The sequence below is a fragment of the Pseudomonas sp. W15Feb9B genome (genome assembly GCF_000828175.1).
GTDB lineage: Bacteria > Pseudomonadota > Gammaproteobacteria > Pseudomonadales > Pseudomonadaceae > Aquipseudomonas > Aquipseudomonas parakoreensis.
The window spans coordinates 14,147-37,097 of record NZ_JTKF01000015.1; the positions used below are offsets into that span (position 1 = coordinate 14,147).

General features: G+C 60.4%; 19 protein-coding genes. 14 read left to right on the forward strand and 5 right to left on the reverse strand.

Annotation, left to right across the window (positions count from 1 at the left end; genetic code table 11):
* Positions 1 to 4: 4 nt before the first annotated feature.
* Complete coding sequence (locus OC71_RS09370; protein WP_025110318.1) at positions 5 to 541, reverse strand: ATP-dependent zinc protease; 537 nt, start codon at positions 539 to 541, stop codon at positions 5 to 7.
* Between the two features lie 291 nt (positions 542 to 832).
* On the opposite strand from OC71_RS09370, the gene OC71_RS09375 reads away from it, so the two are divergent.
* From OC71_RS09375 to prpD, 6 genes are all read left to right on the forward strand, one after another.
* A complete protein-coding gene (locus OC71_RS09375) occupies positions 833 to 1,555 on the forward strand; it encodes a GntR family transcriptional regulator (RefSeq protein WP_174377155.1) in 723 nt (240 codons plus the stop codon).
* Positions 1,552 to 2,442, forward strand: a complete 891-nt coding sequence (gene prpB / locus OC71_RS09380; protein WP_041067638.1) for a methylisocitrate lyase — start codon at positions 1,552 to 1,554, stop codon at positions 2,440 to 2,442. Before OC71_RS09375 ends, prpB begins: the two co-directional genes overlap by 4 nt.
* 146 nt (positions 2,443 to 2,588) lie before the next feature.
* Entirely contained in the window at positions 2,589 to 3,716 is a 1,128-nt protein-coding gene (gene prpC, locus OC71_RS09385; protein ID WP_041067641.1) for a 2-methylcitrate synthase, read from the forward strand.
* Positions 3,717 to 3,921: 205 nt separating this feature from the next.
* Positions 3,922 to 6,516, forward strand: a complete 2,595-nt coding sequence (acnD, locus tag OC71_RS09390; RefSeq protein WP_041067644.1) for a Fe/S-dependent 2-methylisocitrate dehydratase AcnD — start codon at positions 3,922 to 3,924, stop codon at positions 6,514 to 6,516.
* Between the two features lie 54 nt (positions 6,517 to 6,570).
* Complete coding sequence (prpF, locus tag OC71_RS09395; protein WP_041067647.1) at positions 6,571 to 7,773, forward strand: 2-methylaconitate cis-trans isomerase PrpF; 1,203 nt, start codon at positions 6,571 to 6,573, stop codon at positions 7,771 to 7,773.
* Between the two features lie 182 nt (positions 7,774 to 7,955).
* Positions 7,956 to 9,440, forward strand: coding sequence for a 2-methylcitrate dehydratase (prpD, locus tag OC71_RS09400; protein WP_041067650.1), 1,485 nt, complete (start codon positions 7,956 to 7,958; stop codon positions 9,438 to 9,440).
* A 24-nt stretch (positions 9,441 to 9,464) separates the two neighbouring features.
* Here the strand turns inward: prpD and OC71_RS09405 are convergent, their stop codons facing one another.
* The 3 genes from OC71_RS09405 to OC71_RS09415 all read right to left on the reverse strand — a co-directional run bounded on the left by OC71_RS09405 (position 9,465) and on the right by OC71_RS09415 (position 13,738).
* Complete coding sequence (locus OC71_RS09405) at positions 9,465 to 10,787, reverse strand: AAA-associated domain-containing protein (RefSeq protein ID WP_041067653.1); 1,323 nt, start codon at positions 10,785 to 10,787, stop codon at positions 9,465 to 9,467.
* A 14-nt stretch (positions 10,788 to 10,801) separates the two neighbouring features.
* The gene (locus OC71_RS09410; protein WP_041067656.1) at positions 10,802 to 12,547 is read right to left on the reverse strand and encodes an ABC transporter permease subunit; all 1,746 of its coding nucleotides are present in this window, start codon (positions 12,545 to 12,547) and stop codon (positions 10,802 to 10,804) included.
* Between the two features lie 372 nt (positions 12,548 to 12,919).
* On the reverse strand, positions 12,920 to 13,738 hold the full coding sequence (locus OC71_RS09415; RefSeq protein ID WP_007960912.1) for a pyruvate, water dikinase regulatory protein: 819 nt from the start codon (positions 13,736 to 13,738) through the stop codon (positions 12,920 to 12,922).
* A gap of 174 nt (positions 13,739 to 13,912) precedes the next feature.
* Between OC71_RS09415 and ppsA the strand changes: the two genes are divergently transcribed.
* From ppsA to OC71_RS09455, 8 genes are all read left to right on the forward strand, one after another.
* A complete protein-coding gene (gene ppsA / locus OC71_RS09420) occupies positions 13,913 to 16,288 on the forward strand; it encodes a phosphoenolpyruvate synthase (RefSeq protein ID WP_041067660.1) in 2,376 nt (791 codons plus the stop codon).
* Positions 16,289 to 16,384: 96 nt separating this feature from the next.
* Complete coding sequence (locus OC71_RS09425; protein ID WP_041067663.1) at positions 16,385 to 17,374, forward strand: alpha/beta fold hydrolase; 990 nt, start codon at positions 16,385 to 16,387, stop codon at positions 17,372 to 17,374.
* A gap of 226 nt (positions 17,375 to 17,600) precedes the next feature.
* Positions 17,601 to 18,092: a ribonuclease E activity regulator RraA gene (rraA, locus tag OC71_RS09430; protein WP_041067666.1), complete on the forward strand. Its 492-nt coding sequence runs from the start codon at positions 17,601 to 17,603 to the stop codon at positions 18,090 to 18,092.
* A 22-nt stretch (positions 18,093 to 18,114) separates the two neighbouring features.
* A complete protein-coding gene (locus OC71_RS09435) occupies positions 18,115 to 19,110 on the forward strand; it encodes a zinc transporter ZntB (RefSeq protein ID WP_041067669.1) in 996 nt (331 codons plus the stop codon).
* Between the two features lie 63 nt (positions 19,111 to 19,173).
* Positions 19,174 to 19,422, forward strand: coding sequence for a hypothetical protein (locus OC71_RS09440; protein ID WP_003223293.1), 249 nt, complete (start codon positions 19,174 to 19,176; stop codon positions 19,420 to 19,422).
* Between the two features lie 2 nt (positions 19,423 to 19,424).
* The gene (locus tag OC71_RS09445) at positions 19,425 to 20,249 is read left to right on the forward strand and encodes a mechanosensitive ion channel domain-containing protein (protein WP_007916401.1); all 825 of its coding nucleotides are present in this window, start codon (positions 19,425 to 19,427) and stop codon (positions 20,247 to 20,249) included.
* An 87-nt stretch (positions 20,250 to 20,336) separates the two neighbouring features.
* Positions 20,337 to 20,927 carry an RNA polymerase sigma factor SigX gene (gene sigX / locus OC71_RS09450; protein ID WP_011333251.1) on the forward strand — a complete coding sequence of 197 codons (591 nt, stop codon included), beginning with the start codon at positions 20,337 to 20,339 and terminating at the stop codon, positions 20,925 to 20,927.
* A 107-nt stretch (positions 20,928 to 21,034) separates the two neighbouring features.
* On the forward strand, positions 21,035 to 22,084 hold the full coding sequence (locus tag OC71_RS09455) for an OmpA family protein (protein ID WP_027613290.1): 1,050 nt from the start codon (positions 21,035 to 21,037) through the stop codon (positions 22,082 to 22,084).
* Positions 22,085 to 22,180: 96 nt separating this feature from the next.
* Here the strand turns inward: OC71_RS09455 and cobA are convergent, their stop codons facing one another.
* The gene (gene cobA / locus OC71_RS09460; protein WP_041067734.1) at positions 22,181 to 22,948 is read right to left on the reverse strand and encodes a uroporphyrinogen-III C-methyltransferase; all 768 of its coding nucleotides are present in this window, start codon (positions 22,946 to 22,948) and stop codon (positions 22,181 to 22,183) included.
* Between the last annotated feature and the right edge of the window lie 3 nt (positions 22,949 to 22,951).

Genomic DNA, 22,951 nt, shown 5'->3' on the forward strand with positions numbered 1-22,951 from the left:
GAAATTACTCGGCGGTATGAGCGGCGATGGTGCAGGCGGGTTTGCCGGCAGCGTATTTAAGACTGGGGTCGACCAGCGCGTCGAAGCGTTTCAGCGCTTCGGAGCCGATCAAAAGCGGGTATTGGAACGCACTACGGTCGGTCAGGTTCACTTCGATGCTGCGCAACGCCGTGCCCATGCAGATGTCCAGCTCGATCACCGGACGCGCGGTGTATTTCTTGCCTTCTTCCGGGTCGTAGTCGCCGGCGCGGCGTTTGATCTTGCTGACCCGGGCCAGCGGCCGTTCGATCGGATGCGAATGCGCAGCGTCGATCGCCAGGTAGAAACGCACCCAGGACTCGCCGTTGCGTTTGAAGCGTTTGATGTCGCGGGCACTCAGTGAGGCGGTTTTGGCGCCGGTGTCGAGTTTGGCCGCGACTTGCAGATTGATGCCGTCAAGCGATGCATATTCGTTGAGGCCGTACACGGTTTTTTCCCCCGCCGCGGCGAGGCCGGGCAGGCAAAACAGCGCAAAAAATGTGGGGAAGGGCTTGAGTCTCATAAATCCTGGTGCGCAGCGTTCCGTTTTCGGTTCAGGTTCCTGGCAAAACTTGCGCAAGCGCCTGCGTGTGCCTATCAGCTTTTTATGACAAGCCGTACAAATGGCCAGCAAATGCGGGCGGCATTCTAGCACGGTGGTTTTATGGCGCCAGCGCTCGCGCCGGTCTATAACCCTTGGGGTTGTTGGAGAGGGTTATTAGACGATTGTCGACAATGTGGATTTACCCTTTGACTGATGCGGGCTAATTGGCTAGTTTTTGCCGCATTGGATTTGAAGGTGTCGACAATCATGCTGGATCAACTCGATCCCCCGGTCATCAGCGGCGACGATTCCGAGACGCTCTCGGAAAACGTCTTCCGGCGCATCCAGGCGGCCATCGTCAAAGGTGAGATCGCCCCCGGCAGCAAGATCTCCGAGCCGGAGCTGGCGCGCACCTACGGCATCAGTCGCGGGCCGCTGCGCGAGGCCATTCATCGGCTCGAAGGCCAACGCCTGCTGGTGCGCGTACCGCATGTCGGCGCGCGAGTGGTGTCGCTCAGCCACGCCGAATTGCTTGAGCTCTACGAAATCCGCGAATCGCTCGAAGGTATGGCCTGCCGTCTGGCGGCCGAGCGCATGAGCGTCGAAGACATCGACGAACTGCGCCGGGTGCTGGAAACCCACGAGCGCGACGCGGCGTTTCAGGCCGGCGTCGGCTATTACCAGCAGGAAGGCGATTTCGACTTTCACTATCGAATCATTCAGGGCAGCGGCAATCGCACCCTGACCCAGATGCTCTGCGGCGAGTTGTATCAACTGGTGCGCATGTACCGCATCCAGTTTTCCACCACGCCCAATCGGCCACGTCAGGCCTTTGCCGAACACCACCGGATTCTCGATGCCATCGCCGACCGTGACGGCGAACTCGCGGAATTGTTGATGCGCCGCCACATCGGCGCCTCGAAACGCAACATCGCCCGTCATTACCAGGACGGCGCCGACAATAAGACAGCCACTGAACGAGGTGAGTCATGAGTTCCAAGCAGAACACTCCAGGCCAGCGTTTCCGCGATGCGGTCGCCAGCGAGCATCCATTGCAGGTGGTCGGCGCGATCAACGCCAACCACGCGCTGTTGGCCAAGCGTGCCGGTTTCAAGGCGATCTACCTGTCCGGTGGCGGGGTGGCCGCAGGCTCGCTCGGCGTGCCGGACCTGGGCATCACCGGCCTGGATGACGTGCTCACCGACGTGCGGCGCATTACCGACGTCTGCGACTTGCCGCTGCTGGTGGACGTCGACACCGGTTTCGGCGCCTCGGCGTTCAACGTGGCGCGCACCGTGAAGTCGATGATCAAGTTCGGCGCGGCGGCGATTCACATCGAAGACCAGGTTGGCGCCAAGCGCTGCGGCCACCGTCCGAACAAGGAAATCGTCACCCAGCAGGAAATGGTCGACCGCATCAAGGCAGCGGTCGATGCCCGTACCGATGACAGCTTCGTGATCATGGCGCGCACCGATGCGCTGGCGGTGGAAGGTCTGGAGTCGGCACTGGATCGCGCCGCGGCGTGCATCGAGGCCGGCGCCGACATGATTTTCCCGGAAGCCATCACCGAGCTTGAGATGTACAAGCTGTTCGCCAACCGGGTGAAGGCGCCGATCCTCGCCAACATCACCGAGTTCGGCTCCACTCCGCTGTACACCACCGAGCAACTGGCTGGCGCCGATGTGTCGCTGGTGCTGTACCCGCTGTCGGCGTTCCGCGCGATGAACAAGGCAGCGGAAAACGTCTACACCGCGATCCGCCGCGACGGCACCCAGCAGAATGTCATCGACACCATGCAAACACGCATGGAGCTTTACGATCGCATCGACTACCACACCTTCGAGCAGAAGCTCGATGCGTTGTTTGCCGCTAAAAAATAAAGGCGAAGATCAAAAGATCGCAGCCTCGTTTCACTCGACAGCTCCTACAGGAACGCGGTCGATGTAGGAGCTGCCGAAGGCTGCGATCTTTTGCCTACAACACCGTAATTGCAGATTCCCTAACAAATTCAAGATTGGAGACAGCAATGGCCGAAGCAAAAGTACTCAGTGGCGCCGGGCTCCGGGGCCAGGTTGCCGGGCAAACCGCACTGTCCACCGTGGGCCAGGCCGGTGCCGGGCTGACCTATCGCGGCTACGACGTGCGTGATCTGGCAGCCGACGCGCAGTTCGAAGAAGTGGCGTACCTGCTGCTGTACGGCGAACTGCCGACCCAGGCGCAACTCGACGCTTACCAGCAAAAGCTGAGCAAGCTGCGCGACCTGCCGCCAGCACTGAAAGAAGTGCTCGAACGCATCCCTGCCGACGCTCACCCGATGGACGTCATGCGCACCGGTTGCTCGTTCCTCGGCAACCTCGAACCGGAAAAAGACTTCTCCGAGCAGCGCGACAAGACCGACCGTCTGCTCGCCGCTTTCCCGGCGATCATGTGCTACTGGTATCGCTTCAGTCACGACGGCAAACGCATCAACTGCGTCAGTGATGAGCCAACGATTGGCGGCCACTTCTTGCACCTGTTGCACGACAAGAAACCGAGCGAGCTGCACGTCAAAGTGATGAACGTGTCGCTGATCCTCTACGCCGAACACGAATTCAACGCCTCGACGTTTACCGCTCGCGTTTGCGCCTCGACCCTGTCCGACCTGTATTCCTGCGTCACCGCGGCCATCGGTTCGTTGCGCGGCCCGCTGCACGGTGGCGCCAACGAAGCGGCGATGGAAATGATCGAGCGCTTCTCGTCGCCGGAAGAGGCGATCAAGGGCACCCTCGGCATGCTCGAGCGCAAGGACAAGATCATGGGCTTCGGCCACGCGATCTATAAAGACAGTGATCCGCGCAACGAGGTGATCAAGGGCTGGTCGAAAAAACTCGCTGACGAAGTCGGTGACAAGGTGCTGTTCCCTGTCTCCGAAGCCATCGACAAGACCATGTGGGAGCAGAAAAAACTGTTCCCCAACGCCGACTTCTACCATGCCTCGGCGTACCACTTCATGGGCATCCCGACCAAGCTGTTCACGCCGATCTTCGTCTGCTCGCGCCTGACCGGCTGGGCCGCGCACGTGTTCGAACAGCGCGCCAACAACCGCATCATCCGTCCAAGCGCCGAGTACATCGGCGTCGAACAGCGCAAGTTCGTGCCAATCGAACGTCGCTGAATGGTGAGGACTGAACACTGATCCAGAGGTTCACCGAGGACCCTGTGGGAGCTGGCTTGCCAGCGATGACTGAGTCACATCCAACCTTGATGTCGACTGACCCACCGCTATCGCTGGCAAGCCAGCTCCCACAGGGTTTGGTGTGAACTTCAAGATCAGTGTCCAGCTCACCCTTTGAAACCACCGTGACCCGAGTCCTGACCCGATGAACACAGCATTCCGCAAAAACCTGCCCGGCAGTTCCCTGGATTATTTCGACGTCCGTGCGGCGGTCGAGGCGATTCAGCCCGGCAGTTACGACACCCTGCCGTACACCTCCCGCGTGCTGGCGGAAAACCTGGTGCGTCGCTGCGACCCGGCCACGCTCACCGATTCCCTCAAGCAACTGATCGAACGCAAGCGCGACCTCGACTTCCCGTGGTTCCCGGCGCGCGTGGTCTGCCACGACATTCTCGGCCAGACCGCGCTCGTGGACCTCGCCGGCCTGCGTGACGCGATTGCCCAGCAGGGTGGCGACCCGGCGCAGGTCAACCCGGTGGTGCCGACGCAACTGATCGTCGACCACTCGCTGGCGGTGGAAGCGGGCGGTTTCGACAAGCAGGCGTTCGAGAAGAACCGCGCCATCGAAGACCGGCGCAACGAAGACCGTTTTCACTTCATCAACTGGACCAAAAAGGCCTTCAAGAACGTCGACGTGATCCCGCCGGGCAACGGCATCATGCACCAGATCAACCTGGAGAAAATGTCCCCGGTGATTCAGGTGCGCGACGGCGTGGCGTTCCCCGACACCTGCGTCGGCACCGACAGCCACACCCCGCACGTCGATGCGCTGGGCGTGATCGCCATCGGCGTCGGTGGCCTCGAAGCCGAGAGCGTGATGCTCGGCCGCGCCTCGTGGATGCGCCTGCCGGAGAGCGTCGGCGTCGAACTGACCGGCAAGCTGCAACCGGGCATCACCGCCACCGACATGGTGCTGGCGTTGACCGAATACCTGCGCAAACAGAAAGTCGTCGGTGCCTGGCTGGAGTTCTTCGGCGAAGGCGCCTCGGCGCTGACCCTCGGCGACCGCGCAACCATCTCCAACATGGCCCCGGAGTACGGCGCCACCGCCGCGATGTTCTACATCGACCAGCAGACCATCGACTACCTGAAACTCACCGGTCGCGAAGACCAGCAAGTGCAGCTCGTCGAGCAGTACGCCAGACTCAACGGCTTGTGGGCCGACAGCCTGAAAGGCGCGCAATACGAGCGTGGCCTGACTTTCGATCTGTCGTCGGTGGTGCGCAACATGGCCGGCCCGAGTAACCCGCACGCCCGCGTCGCGGTGTCGGATCTGGCGGCCAAAGGCATTTCCGGGCAGTGGGATGACGTGCCGGGGCAAATGCCCGATGGCGCGGTGATCATCGCGGCCATCACCAGCTGCACCAACACCAGCAACCCGCGCAACGTGATCGCCGCCGGCCTCTTGGCGCGCAACGCCAATAAGCTGGGGCTGACCCGCAAGCCGTGGGTCAAATCCTCGCTGGCACCGGGGTCGAAAACCGTGGCGCTGTATCTCGATGAGGCGGGGCTGACCACGGAGCTGGAGCAACTCGGTTTCGGTGTCGTCGCGTTTGCCTGCACCACCTGCAACGGCATGTCCGGCGCCCTCGATCCGGTGATCCAGCAAGAGATCATCGACCGCGATCTGTATGCGACTGCCGTGCTCTCCGGCAATCGCAACTTCGACGGCCGCATTCACCCGTACGCCAAGCAGGCGTTCCTCGCGTCGCCGCCGCTGGTGGTCGCTTACGCCATCGCCGGGACCATCCGTTTCGACATCGAGAAAGATGTGCTGGGCGTGGTCGACGGCAAGGAAATCCGCCTGAAGGACATCTGGCCGAGCGATGAAGAAATCGACGCCGTGGTGAAGTCGTCGGTCAAGCCGGAGCAATTCCGTCAGGTCTACATTCCGATGTTCGCCATTCACGAAGACACCGGCCCGAAAGTCGCGCCGCTGTACGACTGGCGCGAGATGAGCACCTACATCCGCCGGCCGCCGTACTGGGAAGGCGCGCTGGCCGGCGCCCGTCCGTTGAAGGGCATGCGCCCGCTGGCGGTGCTGCCGGACAACATCACCACCGATCACCTGTCGCCATCGAACGCGATCATGCTCGACAGCGCCGCCGGCGAATATCTGGCGAAAATGGGCCTGCCGGAAGAAGACTTCAACTCGTACGCCACGCACCGTGGCGACCACCTGACCGCGCAGCGTGCAACCTTCGCCAACCCGAAACTGTTCAACGAAATGGTTCAGGAAAACGGCAAGGTCAAGCAAGGCTCGCTGGCCCGCGTTGAGCCGGAAGGCAAGGTGATGCGCATGTGGGAAGCCATCGAAACCTACATGGAGCGCAAGCAGCCGTTGATCATCATTGCCGGCGCCGACTACGGCCAGGGCTCGTCCCGCGACTGGGCGGCGAAAGGCGTGCGTCTGGCAGGCGTGGAAGCGATCGTCGCCGAAGGCTTCGAGCGTATCCACCGCACCAACCTGGTGGGTATGGGCGTGTTGCCGCTGGAATTCAAACCGGGCACCGACCGCAAGACCCTTGGCATCGACGGCAGCGAAACCTACGACGTGATCGGCGCCCGCACACCGCGCGCCGACCTGACGCTGGTGATCCATCGCAAGAACGGTGAGCGCGTCGAAGTGCCGGTGACCTGCCGCCTCGACACCGCCGAAGAAGTGTCGATCTACGAGGCCGGCGGCGTGCTGCAACGCTTCGCTCAGGACTTCCTCGAAGAGTCGGCGGTTGCCGTTTAAATCAACTGATGTGGGCATGGGACTTCAAGTCCCATGCCTTCGTTAAGGAGCACCATGGCTCACGCAGCTAAGTTCGCACCGCAGATCAAAATCCCCGCCACCTACATGCGTGGCGGCACCAGCAAAGGCGTGTTTTTCAGCCTCAAGGATCTTCCCGAAGCCGCGCAGATTCCCGGCCCGGCCCGCGATGCCTTGCTGCTGCGGGTAATCGGCAGCCCCGACCCGTACGACAAGCAGATCGACGGCATGGGCGGCGCCACCTCGAGCACCAGCAAAACCGTGATCCTGTCGAAAAGCATCAAGGCTGATCACGACGTCGATTACCTGTTCGGTCAGGTCTCCATCGACAAACCGTTCGTGGACTGGAGCGGCAACTGCGGCAACCTCTCGGCAGCGGTCGGTTCGTTCGCCATCAGCAACGGTCTGGTGGAGGCCAGCCGCATTCCCCACAACGGTGTGGCGGTGGTGCGCGTGTGGCAGGCCAACATCGGCAAGACCATCATCGCCCATGTGCCGATCACCAACGGCGAAGTGCAGGAGACCGGTGATTTCGAACTCGACGGCGTGACCTTTCCGGCCGCCGAAGTGCAGGTCGAATTCATGGACCCGGCGGCGGAAGAAGAGGGCGGCGGCGGTTCGATGTTCCCCACCGGCAACCTGATCGATCAGCTGGAGGTGCCGGGTGTCGGTACGTTCCAGGCGACCATGATCAACGCCGGGATCCCGACGATTTTCGTCAACGCCGTAGACATCGGCTACACCGGCACCGAGCTGCAAGGCGCGATCAACAGCGACCCGAAAGCGCTGCAGATGTTCGAGACCATCCGCGCCTACGGTGCGTTGCGCATGGGCCTGATTTCGAGTCTGGATGAGGCGGCCAAGCGGCAGCACACGCCGAAAGTCGCGTTTGTCGCCAAGCCTGCGGATTACGTCGCGTCCAGCGGCAAATCGATTGCTGCCGCTGATGTCGATCTGCTGGTGCGTGCGTTGTCGATGGGCAAACTGCACCACGCGATGATGGGCACGGCGGCGGTGGCGATTGGTACTGCAGCGGCCATTTCCGGCACTTTGGTGAACCTCGCGGCCGGTGGTGTTGAACGCAATGCCGTGCGCTTCGGGCATCCGTCCGGGACGTTGCGCGTCGGGGCTGAGGCCAGCCTGGAAAACGGTGAGTGGGTGGTAAAAAAAGCCATCATGAGCCGCAGTGCGCGGGTGCTGATGGAAGGCTTCGTCCGCATCCCCGGCGACTCCTTCTGAATCCAGCACCGAACAGAACTGTAGGAGCTGCCGCAGGCTGCGATCTTTTGATTTTGCTTTTCAAGATCAAAATCAAAAGATCGCAGCCTGCGGCAGCTCCTACAGAGATTGCTTTTCAAAAATAACAATCCATCGCCTGAACCGAGGTCCCATCAACGAACCACTGCAAGAGTGAATCGAACATGAGCGCCAACGTCGACCTGAACAACCGCCCCGACTACGACCGTGTCCTGCAGGACATCGCCGATTACGTCCTCACCTTCAACATCGAATCTGCCGAAGCCCTCGACACCGCCCGCAACTGCCTGATGGACACGTTGGGCTGTGGCCTGCTGGCGCTGCGGTTCCCCGATTGCACCAAACACCTCGGCCCCATTGTCGAGGGCACCGTCGTGCCATTCGGGGCGCGCGTGCCTGGCACTCCCTATCGCCTGGACCCGGTGAAAGCCGCGTGGGACATCGGCTGCATCGTGCGCTGGCTCGACTACAACGACACCTGGCTTGCGGCTGAATGGGGGCACCCGTCGGACAATCTCGGCGGGATTCTCGCGGTGGCTGATCACCTGTCGCAGAAACGTATCGCCAACGGCGAAGCGCCACTGACCGTGCGCAACGTGCTCGAAGCGATGATCATGGCCCACGAGATTCAAGGCGTGATCGCTCTGGAAAATTCGTTCAACCGCGTCGGCCTCGACCACGTTCTACTGGTGAAAGTCGCTTCGACCGCTGTCACCGCCAAACTGATGGGCGCCCGTCGCGAACAACTGCTGTCGGCGTTGTCCCATGCGTTCGCCGATGGTCAGGCGCTGCGCACTTATCGTCATGCGCCGAACGCCGGCTCGCGTAAATCCTGGGCGGCGGGGGATGCCACCAGTCGCGGTGTGCGTCTGGCCGACATTGCCCTGCGTGGCGAGATGGGGATTCCCGGGGTGTTGACGGCCAGACAGTGGGGCTTCTACGACGTATCGTTCAGCCACACCAACAACAATCTGGCGCTCAAGCAGGAAAGCAAACGCACCTTCAGTTTCTCGCGGCCCTACGGCAGTTACGTCATGGAAAACGTGCTGTTCAAGATCAGCTTCCCCGCCGAATTCCACGCGCAAACGGCCTGCGAAGCGGCGGTGACCTTGCATCCGTTGGTGCGCAACCGCTTGCATGAAATCGACCGCATCGTCATCACCACCCATGAGTCAGCGATTCGCATCATCTCCAAGGTCGGGCCGCTGGCCAACGCCGCCGACCGCGATCACTGCCTGCAGTACATGACCGCCGTGCCGCTGGCGTTCGGCAACCTGCTGGCCGAGCAGTACGAGGACGACTTCCACGCCGCGCACCCGATCATCGATGTACTGCGCGAGAAGATGGTCATCGTCGAAGATCCGCGTTTCACCCGCGAATACCTGGAGGCTGACAAGCGCTCGATTGCCAACGCGGTGCAGGTGTTTTTCAAGGACGGGACGAGCACCGAAAACGTGGTGGTCGAATACCCGATCGGTCACCGTCGCCGCCGCGCCGATGGCATCCCGTTGCTGGAGGACAAGTTCAAGGCCAACCTGGCGACGCGTTTCACCGCGCAGCGCAGCAACGAGATCTTCACCCTGTGCAAGGATCAGCAAGCGCTCGAAGCCACACCGGTCAATCGCTTCGTCGATCTGTTCGTGATCTAGACGCAGTGCCCGAGATGACGAGGGCTACAGGCTGCCCTCGACATCCTCCAGGCTGAAGGTTTCGGTGTGGTCGTCGTAGGAGAAAATTTCCGCGTAACGGCCCCAGGCGATCACCACTTCCAGGGTTTTCTCGACGAACGCTTCGGTCAGCGAATCCTGCAGTTCCTGCTCGAAACGCACCCGTGGCGCGCGGTGACCGTTGCGCTCCAGCAGTACCTGGCGGATGCGCGCGGCCAGCGGCACATGGCGAATCAGATGTTCGGCGAACAGGGTTTTGCGCTCTTGGGTGCCGTAGTCAGCGAACAGTTTGCCGGCCTCGGTCAGGGTGATGTCGGCGCCCTTGAGTTCGGCAAAACCGAGGTGTTCGATCATTTCGGCCACCGGAAACAGGTCATCGACCTCCAGCAAGCGCCGTTCGGCCACGGTGGGCAGGCCGGCATGGCCGTTGTAGGGTTCGGCGGCGATCGTTTCGATCAGGCCGGCCATCAGGTTGGTCGAGACCTCCGGCAGCGGGCTGCTCATTTTCAGCTCGGGCTTGCCGGCGCTGGCGTCGGCGCTGCGGCGGTCGGTCATCTGCGCGTAAATGTCATCGACCATCTGCCGGAAAGTCGGATCGAGACGATTGCGTGGGTGGGCGAACGGTACCTTGATTTCCGCCACTACACGTCCGGGGTTGGACGACAGCACCAGAATGCGGTCGCACATCAGCACCGCCTCCTCGATGTTGTGGGTGACGATCAGGATCGATTTGATTGGCAATTGCTTGCCGCTCCACAAGTCCAGCAGATCGGTCCTCAAGGTTTCGGCGGTCAGAACGTCCAGCGCCGAGAACGGTTCGTCCATCAGTAACAAAGTCGGGTTGACCACCAGGGCGCGGGCGAATCCGACGCGCTGGCGCATGCCACCGGACAGCTCGCGAGGGTAGGCGTTTTCGAAACCGTCGAGGCCGATCAGGTCGATGGCGGCCAGCGCGCGCTTGCGCGCAGCTTTGCGTTCGACCTGCAAGGCTTGCAGGCCGGCCTCGACGTTTTCCAGTACGGTCAGCCACGGGAACAATGCAAAAGTCTGGAACACCATGGCCACGCCTTCGGCCGGGCCATGCAGCGGCTGGCCGTTGTACAGGACTGTGCCTGACGACGGTTCGATCAGTCCGGCGATAATCCGCAGCAACGTCGACTTGCCGGAGCCGGAGCGGCCGAGCATGCCGACGATCTCGCCTTCGCGCAGGGTCAGATCGACCCCGCTGAGCACTTGCAGTTCTTCCTTGCCCTTGCCAAACACCCGGTTCACGTCGTTGAGCGCATAGATTTCCGGGCTGGCGGCGGTTGGTTCGGTGTAGGTATTCATCGCAGCGAATCCCGTTAATTCAGTCGGAGTTTGTTTTCGGCGACGGCGTACATCGGTCGCCAGACCAAGCGATTGAAGGCCACGACGAAGATCGCCATCACCACCACGCCCAGAGTGATTTTCGGAAAGTCGCCGGCGGCGGTGGTCTGGGCGATGTAGGCGCCCAGACCGTGGGCGACGACCTTGTCCTGCCCCCAGGAAACGAATTCGGAAACGATGCTGGCGTTCCACGCACCGCCCGAAGCGGTGATGGCGCCGGTCACGTAGTACGGGAAGATCCCCGGCAGCATCACCTTGCGCCACCACAGCCAGCCGCGAATGCGGAAGTTGGTTGCGGCCTCCTTGTAATCATTGGGGAAGGCGCTGGCCCCGGCGATCACGTTGAACAGGATGTACCACTGGGTGCCGAGCACGATCAGCGGGCTGAGCCAGATGTCCGGGTTCAACTGGTAGCGCAGGATGACGATGACGAACACCGGAAACAGCAAGTTGGCCGGGAACGCGGCGAGAAACTGCGCCAGCGGCTGGATCTTCTCCGCCAGCGCCGGGCGCAGGCCGATCATCACGCCAAGTGGCACCCAGATCAGCGAGGCGATGAAAATCAGCCCCGCCACCCGCAGCAGGGTGTAGAACCCCAGCAGCAACACGTGACCGACTTCGGCGATCGTCACCTCGGTGCCGACATACAGCACGATGTGGTACAGCGCATAAGCGGTCAGCAGCGCGATCAGCGCGCCCCAGATCCAGTCGATTCTCCTGGATGTCGCCGGGTTGTCAGAGGTCATCGCCTGACGCGCCGCGCGTGGCAGGTTCAAGCGCATGTTGCCCAGCCGGCTGATGGCGCGGCTGAACGGGCGCAGCAGGCGCTGGATCAAGCGGGTGCGCTGGATCAGGTTCAGTACCCAGGATTCGGGCGCGGCGGTCTGCGAGGCGGTGTTCTCCATGCGGAACTTGTCGGCCCAGGCCACCAGCGGGCGGAACAGGAACTGGTCGTAGATCAGGATCACTATGATCATCGTCAGGATCACGCAGCCCACCGCGTGCAGGTCTTTCTGTGCGATTGCCAACGCCAGATACGAGCCGATGCCTGGCAGGGTGATGGTCTGGTCACCGACGGTGATCGCTTCCGACGCCACCACGAAGAACCAGCCGCCGGACATGCTCATCATCATGTTCCAGATCAATCCGGGCATGGCGAACGGCACGTCGAGTTTCCAGAATCGCTGCCAGCCGGACAGTTGCAGGTTGGTCGACACCTCCACCAGATCCCGCGGCAGCATGCGCAGCGACTGGTAGAAGCTGAAGGTCATGTTCCACGCCTGACTGGTGAAAATCGCAAAGATCGCGGCGAACTCTGCGCCGAGCACCCGGCCGGGAAACAACAGCAGAAAGAAGGTCACGGTGAACGAGATGTAGCCCAGCACCGGCACTGATTGCAGGATATCCAGCACCGGCACCAGCAGCTTTTCCGCGCGGCGGCTTTTCGCGGCCAGGGTGCCGTAAAGCAGGGTGAACACCAGTGCCGCGACCATCGCCGCAAGCATGCGCAGGGTAGTGCGCATGGCGTATTCCGGCAGGTTGCCCGGGTCGAGGGAAATCACCTCGCTCTGCAAGGTGGCGATGGGCGCCCAGGTTTCCCGGGCGGTGATCGAGAAAAACAGCAGGAAGCCGATCACCAGCGGCATGGCGATCAGGTCCCAGCGATTGGGCAGCAAGCGCCGGGCCGTGGCCGGGATGTAGTGACGGAACACTTTCTTCATACGCAGTGATTCCAGCAGTTTCCAAAGGGCGCGGCAGTCTGAGCGTAGCTTCTGTCTGCACGACCCACCGAGAATGAGCGGATGCTCGTTCTTCAGGTTCAAGTGGGAAGTGAATGTTGCGGACCTGGCGCATTCGACAGGCCGGAAGGGCAGGCATAGCGGGGTTTTCAGCCCGGATGCGCTGCTTGCGCGGATTGTATGTTTTGCGATGTTACAAAGACGTAAAGAACCTGTCGGTTTTGGGTGAAGAAATTTTCACGTGCAGGGTGCCGCGTCGCGAGCCGCCGGACCGGCAGCGGCTTGATCGAGTGGAATGCTGACCAGTGTGGGAGCGAGCGTGCTCGCGAAGGCGCCAGAGCAGGCACCGCAACGCTATTTGAAACGCCGCTCGACGCCTTTCTCCACCAGAATCTTCGCCGAAATCTCTTCCACCGAAAAATGCGTGGAGTTGATGTGCGGGATGTTCTCGCGGCGGAACAGGTTTTCCACTTCGCGCACTTCGAATTCGCATTGGGCGTAGCTCGAATAGCGGCTGTTGGGCTTGCGTTCGTTGCGAATCGCGGTGAGGCGGTCCGGGTCAATGGTCAGGCCGAACAGTTTGTGCTGATGGGCGCGCAGGGCGGTTGGCAGGGTCAGACGCTCCATGTCGTCTTCGGTCAACGGGTAGTTGGCCGCGCGGATGCCGAATTGCATCGCCATGTACAGGCACGTCGGCGTCTTACCACATCGCGACACGCCCACTAGTATCAGGTCGGCCTTGTCGTAATAGTGGGTGCGTGCGCCGTCATCGTTGTCGAGGGCGAAGTTCACCGCCTCGATACGCTCCATGTAATTGGAGTTGTGGCCGATCGAATGCGACTTGCCGACGGTGTAGGAGGAATGCTCGGTCAGCTCCTGTTCGAGCGGGGCGAGGAAGGTCGAGAAGATGTCGATCATGAAACCATTGGACGTTGCGAGAATCTCACGGATGTCCTGATTGACGATGGTGTCGAAGATGATCGGGCGGAAGCCGTCGGTTTCAGCGGCTTTGTTGATTTGTTGTACCATGGCCCGCGCTTTGTCCGCGTTGTCGATATAAGGCCGCGTGAGCTTGGTGAAGGTAATGTTTTCGAACTGCGCCAGAAGGCTTTGACCCAGGGTTTCGGCGGTAATGCCGGTGCCATCGGAGATAAAGAAAGCAGATCGTTTCATTTGCACCTTGGGCCTTAAGCTAATGAGCATTCTTGGATATGATAGGCGCGATTTGCCGGCCGCCATTGGCCCGCATTCTCACTTATTTTCCAGGTCCAGGCCATACAGCCGGCCAACGCTCCCCCGAGCCGCCGGTTTCTGAGCTTTTCCAACACAGTTAGTGGAGAGATCACCTTGGTAGAGTACGTAGTTTCCCTCGATAAGCTCGGCAAACACGATGTTGAGCATGTGGGGGGCAAGAACGCATCCCTGGGCGAGATGATCAGCAACCTGGCGGGTGCCGGTGTGTCGGTCCCCGGCGGCTTTGCCACCACCGCGCAGGCCTATCGCGACTTTCTCGAACTGAGCGGCCTCAACGACCAGATCCACAAGGCTCTCGACGCCTTGGACGTCGATGACGTCAACGCGCTGGCCAAGACCGGTGCACAGATCCGTCAATGGATCATGGAAGCCGAATTCCCCGAAAAACTGAATACCGAGATCCGCACCGCGTTCGCTGCGCTGTCGGCCGGTAACCCTGACGTGGCCGTGGCCGTGCGTTCTTCCGCCACCGCCGAAGACTTGCCGGACGCCTCGTTCGCCGGTCAGCAGGAAACCTTCCTGAACATCCGTGGCGTGGAAAACGTTATCCGCGCCGCCAAAGAGGTGTTCGCTTCGCTGTTCAACGACCGCGCCATCTCCTACCGCGTGCACCAGGGCTTCGACCACAAGCTGGTCGCCCTGTCGGCTGGCGTGCAGCGCATGGTGCGTTCGGAAACCGGCACCGCCGGTGTGATGTTCACCCTCGATACCGAATCCGGTTTCCGTGACGTGGTGTTCATCACCGGCGCCTACGGTCTGGGCGAAACCGTCGTCCAAGGCGCGGTCAACCCGGATGAGTTCTACGTGCACAAAGGCACGCTGGAGGCGGGTCGCCCGGCGATCCTGCGTCGCAACCTGGGCAGCAAAGCCATCAAGATGATCTACGGCGACGAGGCCAAGGCCGGTCGTTCGGTGAAGACCGTCGATGTCGACAAGGCTGAACGCGCACGTTTCTGCCTGACCGACGCTGAAGTCAGCGAGCTGGCCAAGCAGGCGATGATCATCGAGAAGCACTACGGCTGCCCGATGGACATCGAGTGGGCCAAGGACGGTGACGACGGCAAGCTGTACATCGTGCAGGCCCGCCCGGAAACCGTGAAGAGCCGCACCCAGGCCAACGTCATGGAACGTTACCTGCTGAAAGAAACCGGCACCGTGCTGGTGGAAGGTCGTGCCATTGGCCAGCGCATCGGCGCCGGCAAAGTGCGGATCATCAAGGACGTCTCGGAAATGGACAAAGTCCAGGCCGGTGACGTGCTGGTCTCCGACATGACCGACCCGGACTGGGAGCCGGTGATGAAGCGCGCCAGCGCCATCGTCACCAACCGTGGCGGCCGTACCTGTCACGCGGCGATCATCGCCCGTGAACTGGGGATTCCGGCGGTGGTGGGTTGCGGCAACGCCACCCAACTGCTGAAGGATGGCCAGGGCGTGACTGTGTCCTGCGCCGAAGGCGACACCGGTTACATCTTCGAAGGCGAACTGGGCTTCGACGTCAAGAAAAACTCCGTGGACGCCATGCCGGAGCTGCCGTTCAAAATCATGATGAACGTCGGCAACCCGGACCGCGCCTTCGATTTCGCGCAGTTGCCGAATGCCGGTGTCGGCCTGGCCCGTCTGGAGTTCATCATCAACCGCATGATCGGTGTGCACCCGAAAGCGCTGTTGAATTACGACGGCCTGCCGCAGGAAATCAAGGACAGCGTCGACAAGCGCATCGCGGGCTACCACGATCCGGTCGGTTTCTACGTCGAAAAACTGGTGGAAGGCATCAGCACCCTCGCGGCCGCGTTTTGGCCGAAGAAGGTCATCGTGCGTCTGTCGGACTTCAAGTCCAACGAGTACGCCAACCTGATCGGCGGCAAGCTGTACGAGCCGGAAGAAGAAAACCCGATGCTCGGCTTCCGTGGTGCTTCGCGTTACATCAGCGAATCGTTCCGCGATTGTTTCGAGCTTGAGTGCCGCGCGCTGAAACGCGTGCGCAACGAGATGGGCCTGACCAACGTCGAAATCATGGTGCCGTTCGTCCGTACCCTGGGCGAAGCCAGCCAGGTGGTCGATCTGCTCGCCGAAAACGGCCTGGCCCGTGGCGACAACGGCCTGCGCGTGATCATGATGTGCGAACTGCCATCCAACGCGATTCTCGCTGAAGAATTCCTCGAATTCTTTGACGGTTTCTCCATCGGTTCCAACGACCTGACCCAGCTGACCCTGGGCCTGGACCGTGACTCCGGGATCATCGCGCACCTGTTCGACGAGCGTAATCCGGCGGTCAAGAAGCTGCTGGCCAACGCGATTGCCGCGTGCAACAAGGCCGGCAAGTACATCGGCATTTGCGGTCAGGGCCCTTCGGATCACCCGGACCTGGCCAAATGGCTGATGGAGCAGGGCATCGAAAGCGTGTCGCTGAACCCGGATTCTGTGCTGGAAACCTGGTTCTTCCTCGCTGAAGGTCAGGCCCAGGCTTGATACCTATGTGAACGGCCCGCTCCCACAAGGGGCGGGCTTTGAGATTTGAGTAGGGCGGGCTCCTGTAGATGCCGCCCTTTTTTGTGCAAGAGCATTATGCAAAGCAGCAGCAACCTGTTTCCTGTCGCCCTGATCAGCGCCGAGCGTCGCGGTGATCTGAGCGAAGACGTGTATCGACTCAAACCCGGCAACAGTCCCGACTGGTCCGTGGAAATCGCCGTGACCCGCTTGGGCATGGCGGATGACACGGCGCCGCGCGGCGTGCCGGTGATTTTGCTGCATGGCAGTTTTTCCAACCGGCGCTTCTGGTTTTCCCCCAAAGGCCTGGGCCTGGGCGCTTACCTGACGCGTCTGGGCTTCGACGTGTGGATCCCTGAGATGCGCGGCCACGGCCTGTCGCAGCGCAACGAGGACTACCGGCGCAACCGCGTGGCTGACTACGCCCGTTACGATCTGCCGGCGATTGCCGCGTTCGTCCGAGAGCAGAGCGGCCAGGTCCCGCACTGGATCGGCCATTCGCTGGGTGGCATTACCCTGGCGGCGGCGCTCGGTGGCGAATACCTCGGCGAGCCGGCGGTGGCCTCGGCAGCGTTTTTCGGCACGCAGGTCAGCCGCACTTATTGGCCGTTGAAGATCCCGCCGGTGGAGTGGAGCGGACGCTTCATTCTCAAGCGTTTTGCGCAATTGTCCGGCTCACGCCTCAAGCGCGGCCCGGAAGACGAGCCGATCGGTCTGGCGCTGGAAAGCATGCGCTGGTACGGCCTGTTCGGCCGTTTTGGCGACAAGGACAAGGATTGGTGGGCAGGGCTTGCCGAGGTTCAGGTGCCAGTGCTGGCCGTGACGGCGGCGGGGGATCACCAGGATCCGGCGTGGGCCTGTCGCAAACTGTTCGAGCAGATCGGCTCCGAGCACAAACAGTTCGTCAATCTGGGGCGCGAGCAGGGCTTCAGCGACAACTTCGGGCATGTCGAGATGCTGGTGAGCAAAGCGGCGCAGGCCGAGGTCTGGCCACTGGTGGCGCGTTGGTTGAGCGATCAGCAGACGCCGTTGCTCGGCGACAAGCCGGATCTTGCTGCTGCGGTCTGAGCCGGGTGCTCTGAAAAGGGCATTTCGTTCAGGTCGGCTTGCGGCTAAGATATGACGCATTGTGCGGTTCTGGTCATATTTGGTGGCTGTTTAGCTATTACGTTTCAGCGTTTGTTCAGGTTCGTTCAGCGACCATTGCATGAACTAAGGTAAACAGCGACCGCCGGGACTCGTTTCAACAGAGTGCGACATCCTAGATCGTCTTCCTTTTTACAGGAGTTTCTCGATGAACCATTACCTTACGCCTGACCTGTGCGACGCCTATCCGGAGCTGGTGCAGGTGCTGGAGCCGATGTTCAGCAATTTCGGCGGCCGTGATTCCTTCGGCGGCGAAATCGTGACCATCAAATGTTTCGAAGACAACTCGCTGGTCAAGGAGCAAGCCGAACTCAAGGGCAACGGCAAGGTGCTGGTGGTCGATGGCGGCGGTTCGCTGCGCCGCGCGCTGCTGGGCGACATGATCGCCGAGAAAGCTGCGAAAAACGGCTGGGAAGGGATGGTCATCTACGGTTGCATCCGTGATGTCGATGTTATTGCCCAGACCGATCTCGGCGTTCAGGCGTTGGCCAGCCATCCGATGAAGACCGAAAAACGTGGCATCGGTGATCTCAATGTAGCGGTGACTTTCGCTGGCGTGACGTTCCATCCGGGCCATTACATCTATGCGGACAACAACGGCGTGATCGTTTCGCCGAGCCCGCTGCAGATGCCTGAATAAGTTTTTCGACAAAGGGATGCGGATGTTCGAGGAAGAAAACGCGCAGTGGGGGCTGGTGCACGCCCTGGTGCTGGACGGTAAAGGCGGTGCGCGTTCGATTGCCCGGACTGAACTCGACGATCTGCAGCTGCAGGCCCATGAGAGCCTGTGGCTGCATTGGGATCGCAGTCATCCGCAAACCCAGACCTGGCTGCGCAAATCCAGCGGCCTGAATGAATTCGCCTGCGACCTGCTGCTGGAAGAGAACACTCGGCCGCGCCTGCTGCCGTTGCCGGATGCCGAGTTGCTGCTGTTTCTGCGCGGGGTCAACCTCAACCCGGGGGCCGAGCCGGAAGACATGGTCTCGGTGCGGATTTTCGCCTCCGCCCAGCGCGTCATCTCGCTGCGTCTGCGCCCGTTGCGCGCCACCGATGAACTGCTGGCGCTGCTGAGCGAAGGCAAAGGCCCGAAAACCTCCTCTGAGCTGATCCTGTACCTGGCGCAATTCCTCACCCACAAGGTGCAGGATCTGGTCACGTGCCTGTCGGAACTGGTCGATGAAGAGGAAGAAAAGCTCGATGCCGACGAACGGTATACCCCCGAACATGGCTCGATTTTGCACATCCGTCGCAGGGCGGCCGGACTGAAGCGTTTTCTGGCGCCGCAGCGGGATATTTTCGGACAACTTACGCGGATAAAACTGCCGTGGTTTGTCGATGATGATGCTGACTACTGGAACGAATTGAACAACAGCCTGACCCGCTATCTCGAAGAGCTGGAACTGACCCGAGAGCGCATGGGGCTTGTGCTGGAGGCCGAAGACCGGCGTTTGAACGTGCGTATGAATCGCACGATGTACCGCTTCGGCATCATCACCTGCATCTTCTTGCCGATGAGTTTTCTCACCGGTCTATTGGGTATCAACGTGGGCGGCATTCCGTTCTCGAGCAGCCCTTATGGTTTCCTGATTGCCTGTCTGACAGTGCTGGCGATGGCCATCGGTCAATGGTGGTTATTCCGCCGTTTGCGCTGGGTGTGAATATGCAACATGTGACCCGACCAAATTTGCCCGCGTCTTTCACAGACATCACGAGAGGTGCGTATGCACGATCCGTTTGAACAGTCTTTGCGCGACATGCTCAACGCCTCGCCGTCCAGCCGTGACGACGACGCATGCCTGGGTCGCGTACTCAAAACCGCCAACCGCCAGGTGGGCGCCGGTGATCTGTTCAGCCTGCTGGGCCGCTGGCTGCCCGCGCTGATGATCGCCCTGAATAACGGATCGGCCCACGTTTCGCCGGTTTCCCGTCTTCGTAAAACTACTGCACGCACTGCTGATAAGGCTGATTGAATATGGAACTTGATCTCTGGACTCAGAGCCTCGTCACGGCAATGACTGCGTTGTGGACCAAAGTCGCCAATTTCATCCCGAACCTGTTCGGCGCACTGGTGGTGCTGCTGTTGGGCTTCGTGGTGGCCAAGTTGCTCGATACCCTGCTGTCCAAGCTGCTGGCCAAGCTGGGCCTTGATCGCCTGATGGGCGGCACCGGTCTGACCAAATTGATGTCGCGAGCCGGCCTGCAAGTGCCGATTTCGACTTTGATTGGCAAGATCGTTTACTGGTTCGTTCTGCTGATTTTTCTGGTTTCTGCAGCAGAGTCCCTTGGACTTGAGCGAGTTTCAGCTACGCTGGACATGCTGGCGTTGTATTTGCCGAAAGTTTTCGGCGCCGCGCTGGTGTTGCTGGTGGGTGTTTTGCTCGCGCAATTGGCCAATGGCCTGGTGCGCGGGGCGGCAGAAGGCGTAGGGCTGGACTACGCTTCGGGTTTGGGCCGTATTGCCCAGGGGCTGGTGATCATCATCAGCATCTCGGTCGCGATCAGTCAGCTTGAGGTCAAGACCGACCTGCTGAACCATGTGATCGTCATCGTATTGATTACCGTTGGTCTGGCCGTAGCGCTGGCCATGGGGTTGGGAAGCCGGGAAATAGCCGGTCAGATTCTTGCGGGAATCTATGTGCGTGAGTTGTACCAGGTTGGGCAACAAGTGCGTGTTGGTGAGGTCGAAGGCCAGATCGAAGAGATCGGCACGGTTAAAACCACATTGCTGACCGATGAGGGTGAGCTAGTCTCACTTTCCAATCGGATCCTGCTGGAACAGCATGTGAGTAGCCGCTAACCCGGCAAACCCTGCTAATGTATGCCGCCGCAAAATGCCCTGAGAGGGGTGCGGCGGACATTGACCTGACTGTCGGCACGACTTGTTTTGAATAAAGCCCAAACGCTATCCACGCGCTATGACCCCCGTGAGCTCTCTGATGAGGAGCTGGTTGCGCGCTCGCATACCGAGCTGTTTCACGTGACGCGCGCCTATGAAGAGCTGATGCGGCGTTACCAGAGAACATTATTTAACGTTTGTGCGAGATATCTTGGGAACGATCGCGACGCAGACGATGTCTGTCAGGAAGTGATGCTTAAGGTGCTGTATGGCCTGAAGAACTTCGAGGGGAAATCGAAGTTCAAAACCTGGCTCTACAGCATCACGTATAACGAATGCATCACGCAGTATCGGAAAGAACGGCGAAAGCGTCGCTTGATGGACGCCTTGAGTCTGGACCCGCTGGAAGAAGCGTCGGAAGAAAAGGCGCCGAAACCCGAGGAGAAGGGCGGACTCGATCGCTGGCTGGTGTATGTGAACCCGATTGACCGTGAAATTCTGGTGCTACGATTTGTCGCAGAGCTGGAGTTTCAGGAGATCGCAGACATCATGCACATGGGTTTGAGTGCGACAAAAATGCGGTACAAACGTGCTCTAGACAAATTGCGTGAGAAATTTGCAGGCATTGCTGAAACTTAGTTCAGCGCAAATATCTCTTACGTGTAGGCAAGTTCTGATAGACTTGCCGCCGAGTTGTCCCCCGGTTTGCGGGACTGCTTCACAATCACCAGATGGGGATTTAACGGATGAAACTGAAAAACACCTTGGGCTTGGCCATTGGTTCTCTTATTGCCGCTACTTCGTTCGGCGCACTGGCACAAGGCCAAGGCGCAGTTGAAGGCGAGATCAACTACAAGAAGCAGTACAACGACAGCATTGATCATGTCGAAGACGGCTTCAACCCAGGCGCCAAAATCGGTTACTTCCTGACCGATGACGTCTCGATCAACTTCGGCTGGGATCGTAACAACCACACCCGTTCGAACGACGGTACCGGCAGCCAGAAACTGCGTGGTGACAACTTCGGTCTGACCGCTCAATACCACTTCAACAACGCTGGCGACGCTCTGCGTCCATACGTTGAAGGTGGCGTTAAGCACGGCAACCTGACCAACGTAGCTGCTGACGGCCACACCGGTCGCGACCAGTCGACTTTCCTGACTGCTGGCGCTGGCGTTAAGTACTACTTCGCCGAAAACTTCTTCGCCCGTGCTGGCGTAGAAGCTGACTACAAACTGGACAACGGCCGTTGGGACTACGCTCCATCGGTTGGTCTGGGTGTGAACTTCGGTGGCGGCGGCAAGCCAGCTGCTGCTCCAGTTCCAGCTCCGGCTGAAGTCTGCTCCGACAGCGACAACGACGGCGTTTGCGACAACGTTGACAAGTGCCCGGACACCCCAGCCAACGTAACTGTTGACGCTGATGGCTGCCCAGCAGTTGCTGAAGTTGTTCGTGTAGAGCTGGACGTGAAATTCGACTTCGACAAGTCGGTCGTCAAGCCAAACAGCTACGCTGACATCAAGAACCTGGCTGACTTCATGAAGCAGTACCCAGCCACTCACACCACTGTTGAAGGTCACACTGACTCCGTCGGTCCTGACGCTTACAACCAGAAACTGTCCGAGCGTCGTGCAAACGCCGTTAAGCAAGTTCTGACCCAGCAGTACGGTGTTGAGTCGTCCCGCGTTCAGTCGATCGGCTACGGCGAATCCCGCCCAGTTGCTGACAACAAAACTGAAGCTGGCCGTGCTGTTAACCGTCGCGTAGAAGCGCAGGTTGAAGCTCAAGCTAAGTAATTAGCTGCCGCTACGAGAAAAGCCCGGCTCAGGCCGGGCTTTTCTTTGCCTGCGATTTGGCTTTGAAGCTATAAAGATCGCAGCCTGCGGCAGCTCCTACACGGTATCCGCACACATCCTGTAGGAGCTGCCGAAGGCTGCGATCCTTTGATCTTCTGCAAAGGCAGCCACTGCACCAATGACCAGAATGGCCGGGCTCTTCAGTCCAAACCTGCAAGCGTCGTCACCCATGCTCATCAGATCACTGCGGCACTCGCGCTGTTCTGGCAGAGAGGCATTTTCGATCATCGCCACTGGCATATCCGCCGCCATACCGCCCGCCAACAACTGATTGCGGATCTCGTCCAGTTTGGCCACCCCCATGTAGATCACCAGTGTCGTACCGCCTTGCGCCAGTGCCTGCCAGTTCAATTGGCTATCGTCCTGGGTATGCGCGGTGACCAGCGTCACCCCGCGCGCCACGCCGCGCAACGTCAGCGGAATATCACACTGTGTCGCGCCAGCAAGGCCGGCGGTAATGCCGTTGACCAGCTCGACCTCAACCCCACGTTCGCGCAACCACTGCGCCTCCTCACCACCACGGCCGAAAATGCACGGATCACCGCCTTTGAGCCGCACCACGCATAGGCCTTGGCGGGCATAACGCAGCATCAGCCGATGGATGAAGGCCTGCGGCGTCGAGCGACAGCCACCGCGCTTGCCCACGGCAATGATTCGCGCCGTAGGGCAATGCTCCAGCACGGCGTCATTGACCAGGTCGTCAATCAACACCACCTTTGCTTCGCGCAACGCGCGTACCGCTTTGAGCGTCAGCAACTCGGGATCACCGGGGCCTGCGCCCACCAGCCAGACTTTTGCATTCATGGT

What these genes read in the sequence shown, in the direction of transcription:
- OC71_RS09370 (WP_025110318.1), bottom strand. Translation starts at nt 541, where the DNA reads ATGAGACTCAAGCCCTTCCCCACATTTTTTGCGCTGTTTTGCCTGCCC.
- prpB (WP_041067638.1), top strand. Translation starts at nt 1,552, where the DNA reads ATGAGTTCCAAGCAGAACACTCCAGGCCAGCGTTTCCGCGATGCGGTC.
- prpC (WP_041067641.1), top strand. Translation starts at nt 2,589, where the DNA reads ATGGCCGAAGCAAAAGTACTCAGTGGCGCCGGGCTCCGGGGCCAGGTT.
- acnD (WP_041067644.1), top strand. Translation starts at nt 3,922, where the DNA reads ATGAACACAGCATTCCGCAAAAACCTGCCCGGCAGTTCCCTGGATTAT.
- prpF (WP_041067647.1), top strand. Translation starts at nt 6,571, where the DNA reads ATGGCTCACGCAGCTAAGTTCGCACCGCAGATCAAAATCCCCGCCACC.
- prpD (WP_041067650.1), top strand. Translation starts at nt 7,956, where the DNA reads ATGAGCGCCAACGTCGACCTGAACAACCGCCCCGACTACGACCGTGTC.
- OC71_RS09405 (WP_041067653.1), bottom strand. Translation starts at nt 10,787, where the DNA reads ATGAATACCTACACCGAACCAACCGCCGCCAGCCCGGAAATCTATGCG.
- OC71_RS09410 (WP_041067656.1), bottom strand. Translation starts at nt 12,547, where the DNA reads ATGAAGAAAGTGTTCCGTCACTACATCCCGGCCACGGCCCGGCGCTTG.
- OC71_RS09415 (WP_007960912.1), bottom strand. Translation starts at nt 13,738, where the DNA reads ATGAAACGATCTGCTTTCTTTATCTCCGATGGCACCGGCATTACCGCC.
- OC71_RS09425 (WP_041067663.1), top strand. Translation starts at nt 16,385, where the DNA reads ATGCAAAGCAGCAGCAACCTGTTTCCTGTCGCCCTGATCAGCGCCGAG.
- rraA (WP_041067666.1), top strand. Translation starts at nt 17,601, where the DNA reads ATGAACCATTACCTTACGCCTGACCTGTGCGACGCCTATCCGGAGCTG.
- OC71_RS09435 (WP_041067669.1), top strand. Translation starts at nt 18,115, where the DNA reads ATGTTCGAGGAAGAAAACGCGCAGTGGGGGCTGGTGCACGCCCTGGTG.
- OC71_RS09440 (WP_003223293.1), top strand. Translation starts at nt 19,174, where the DNA reads ATGCACGATCCGTTTGAACAGTCTTTGCGCGACATGCTCAACGCCTCG.
- OC71_RS09445 (WP_007916401.1), top strand. Translation starts at nt 19,425, where the DNA reads ATGGAACTTGATCTCTGGACTCAGAGCCTCGTCACGGCAATGACTGCG.
- OC71_RS09455 (WP_027613290.1), top strand. Translation starts at nt 21,035, where the DNA reads ATGAAACTGAAAAACACCTTGGGCTTGGCCATTGGTTCTCTTATTGCC.
- cobA (WP_041067734.1), bottom strand. Translation starts at nt 22,948, where the DNA reads ATGAATGCAAAAGTCTGGCTGGTGGGCGCAGGCCCCGGTGATCCCGAG.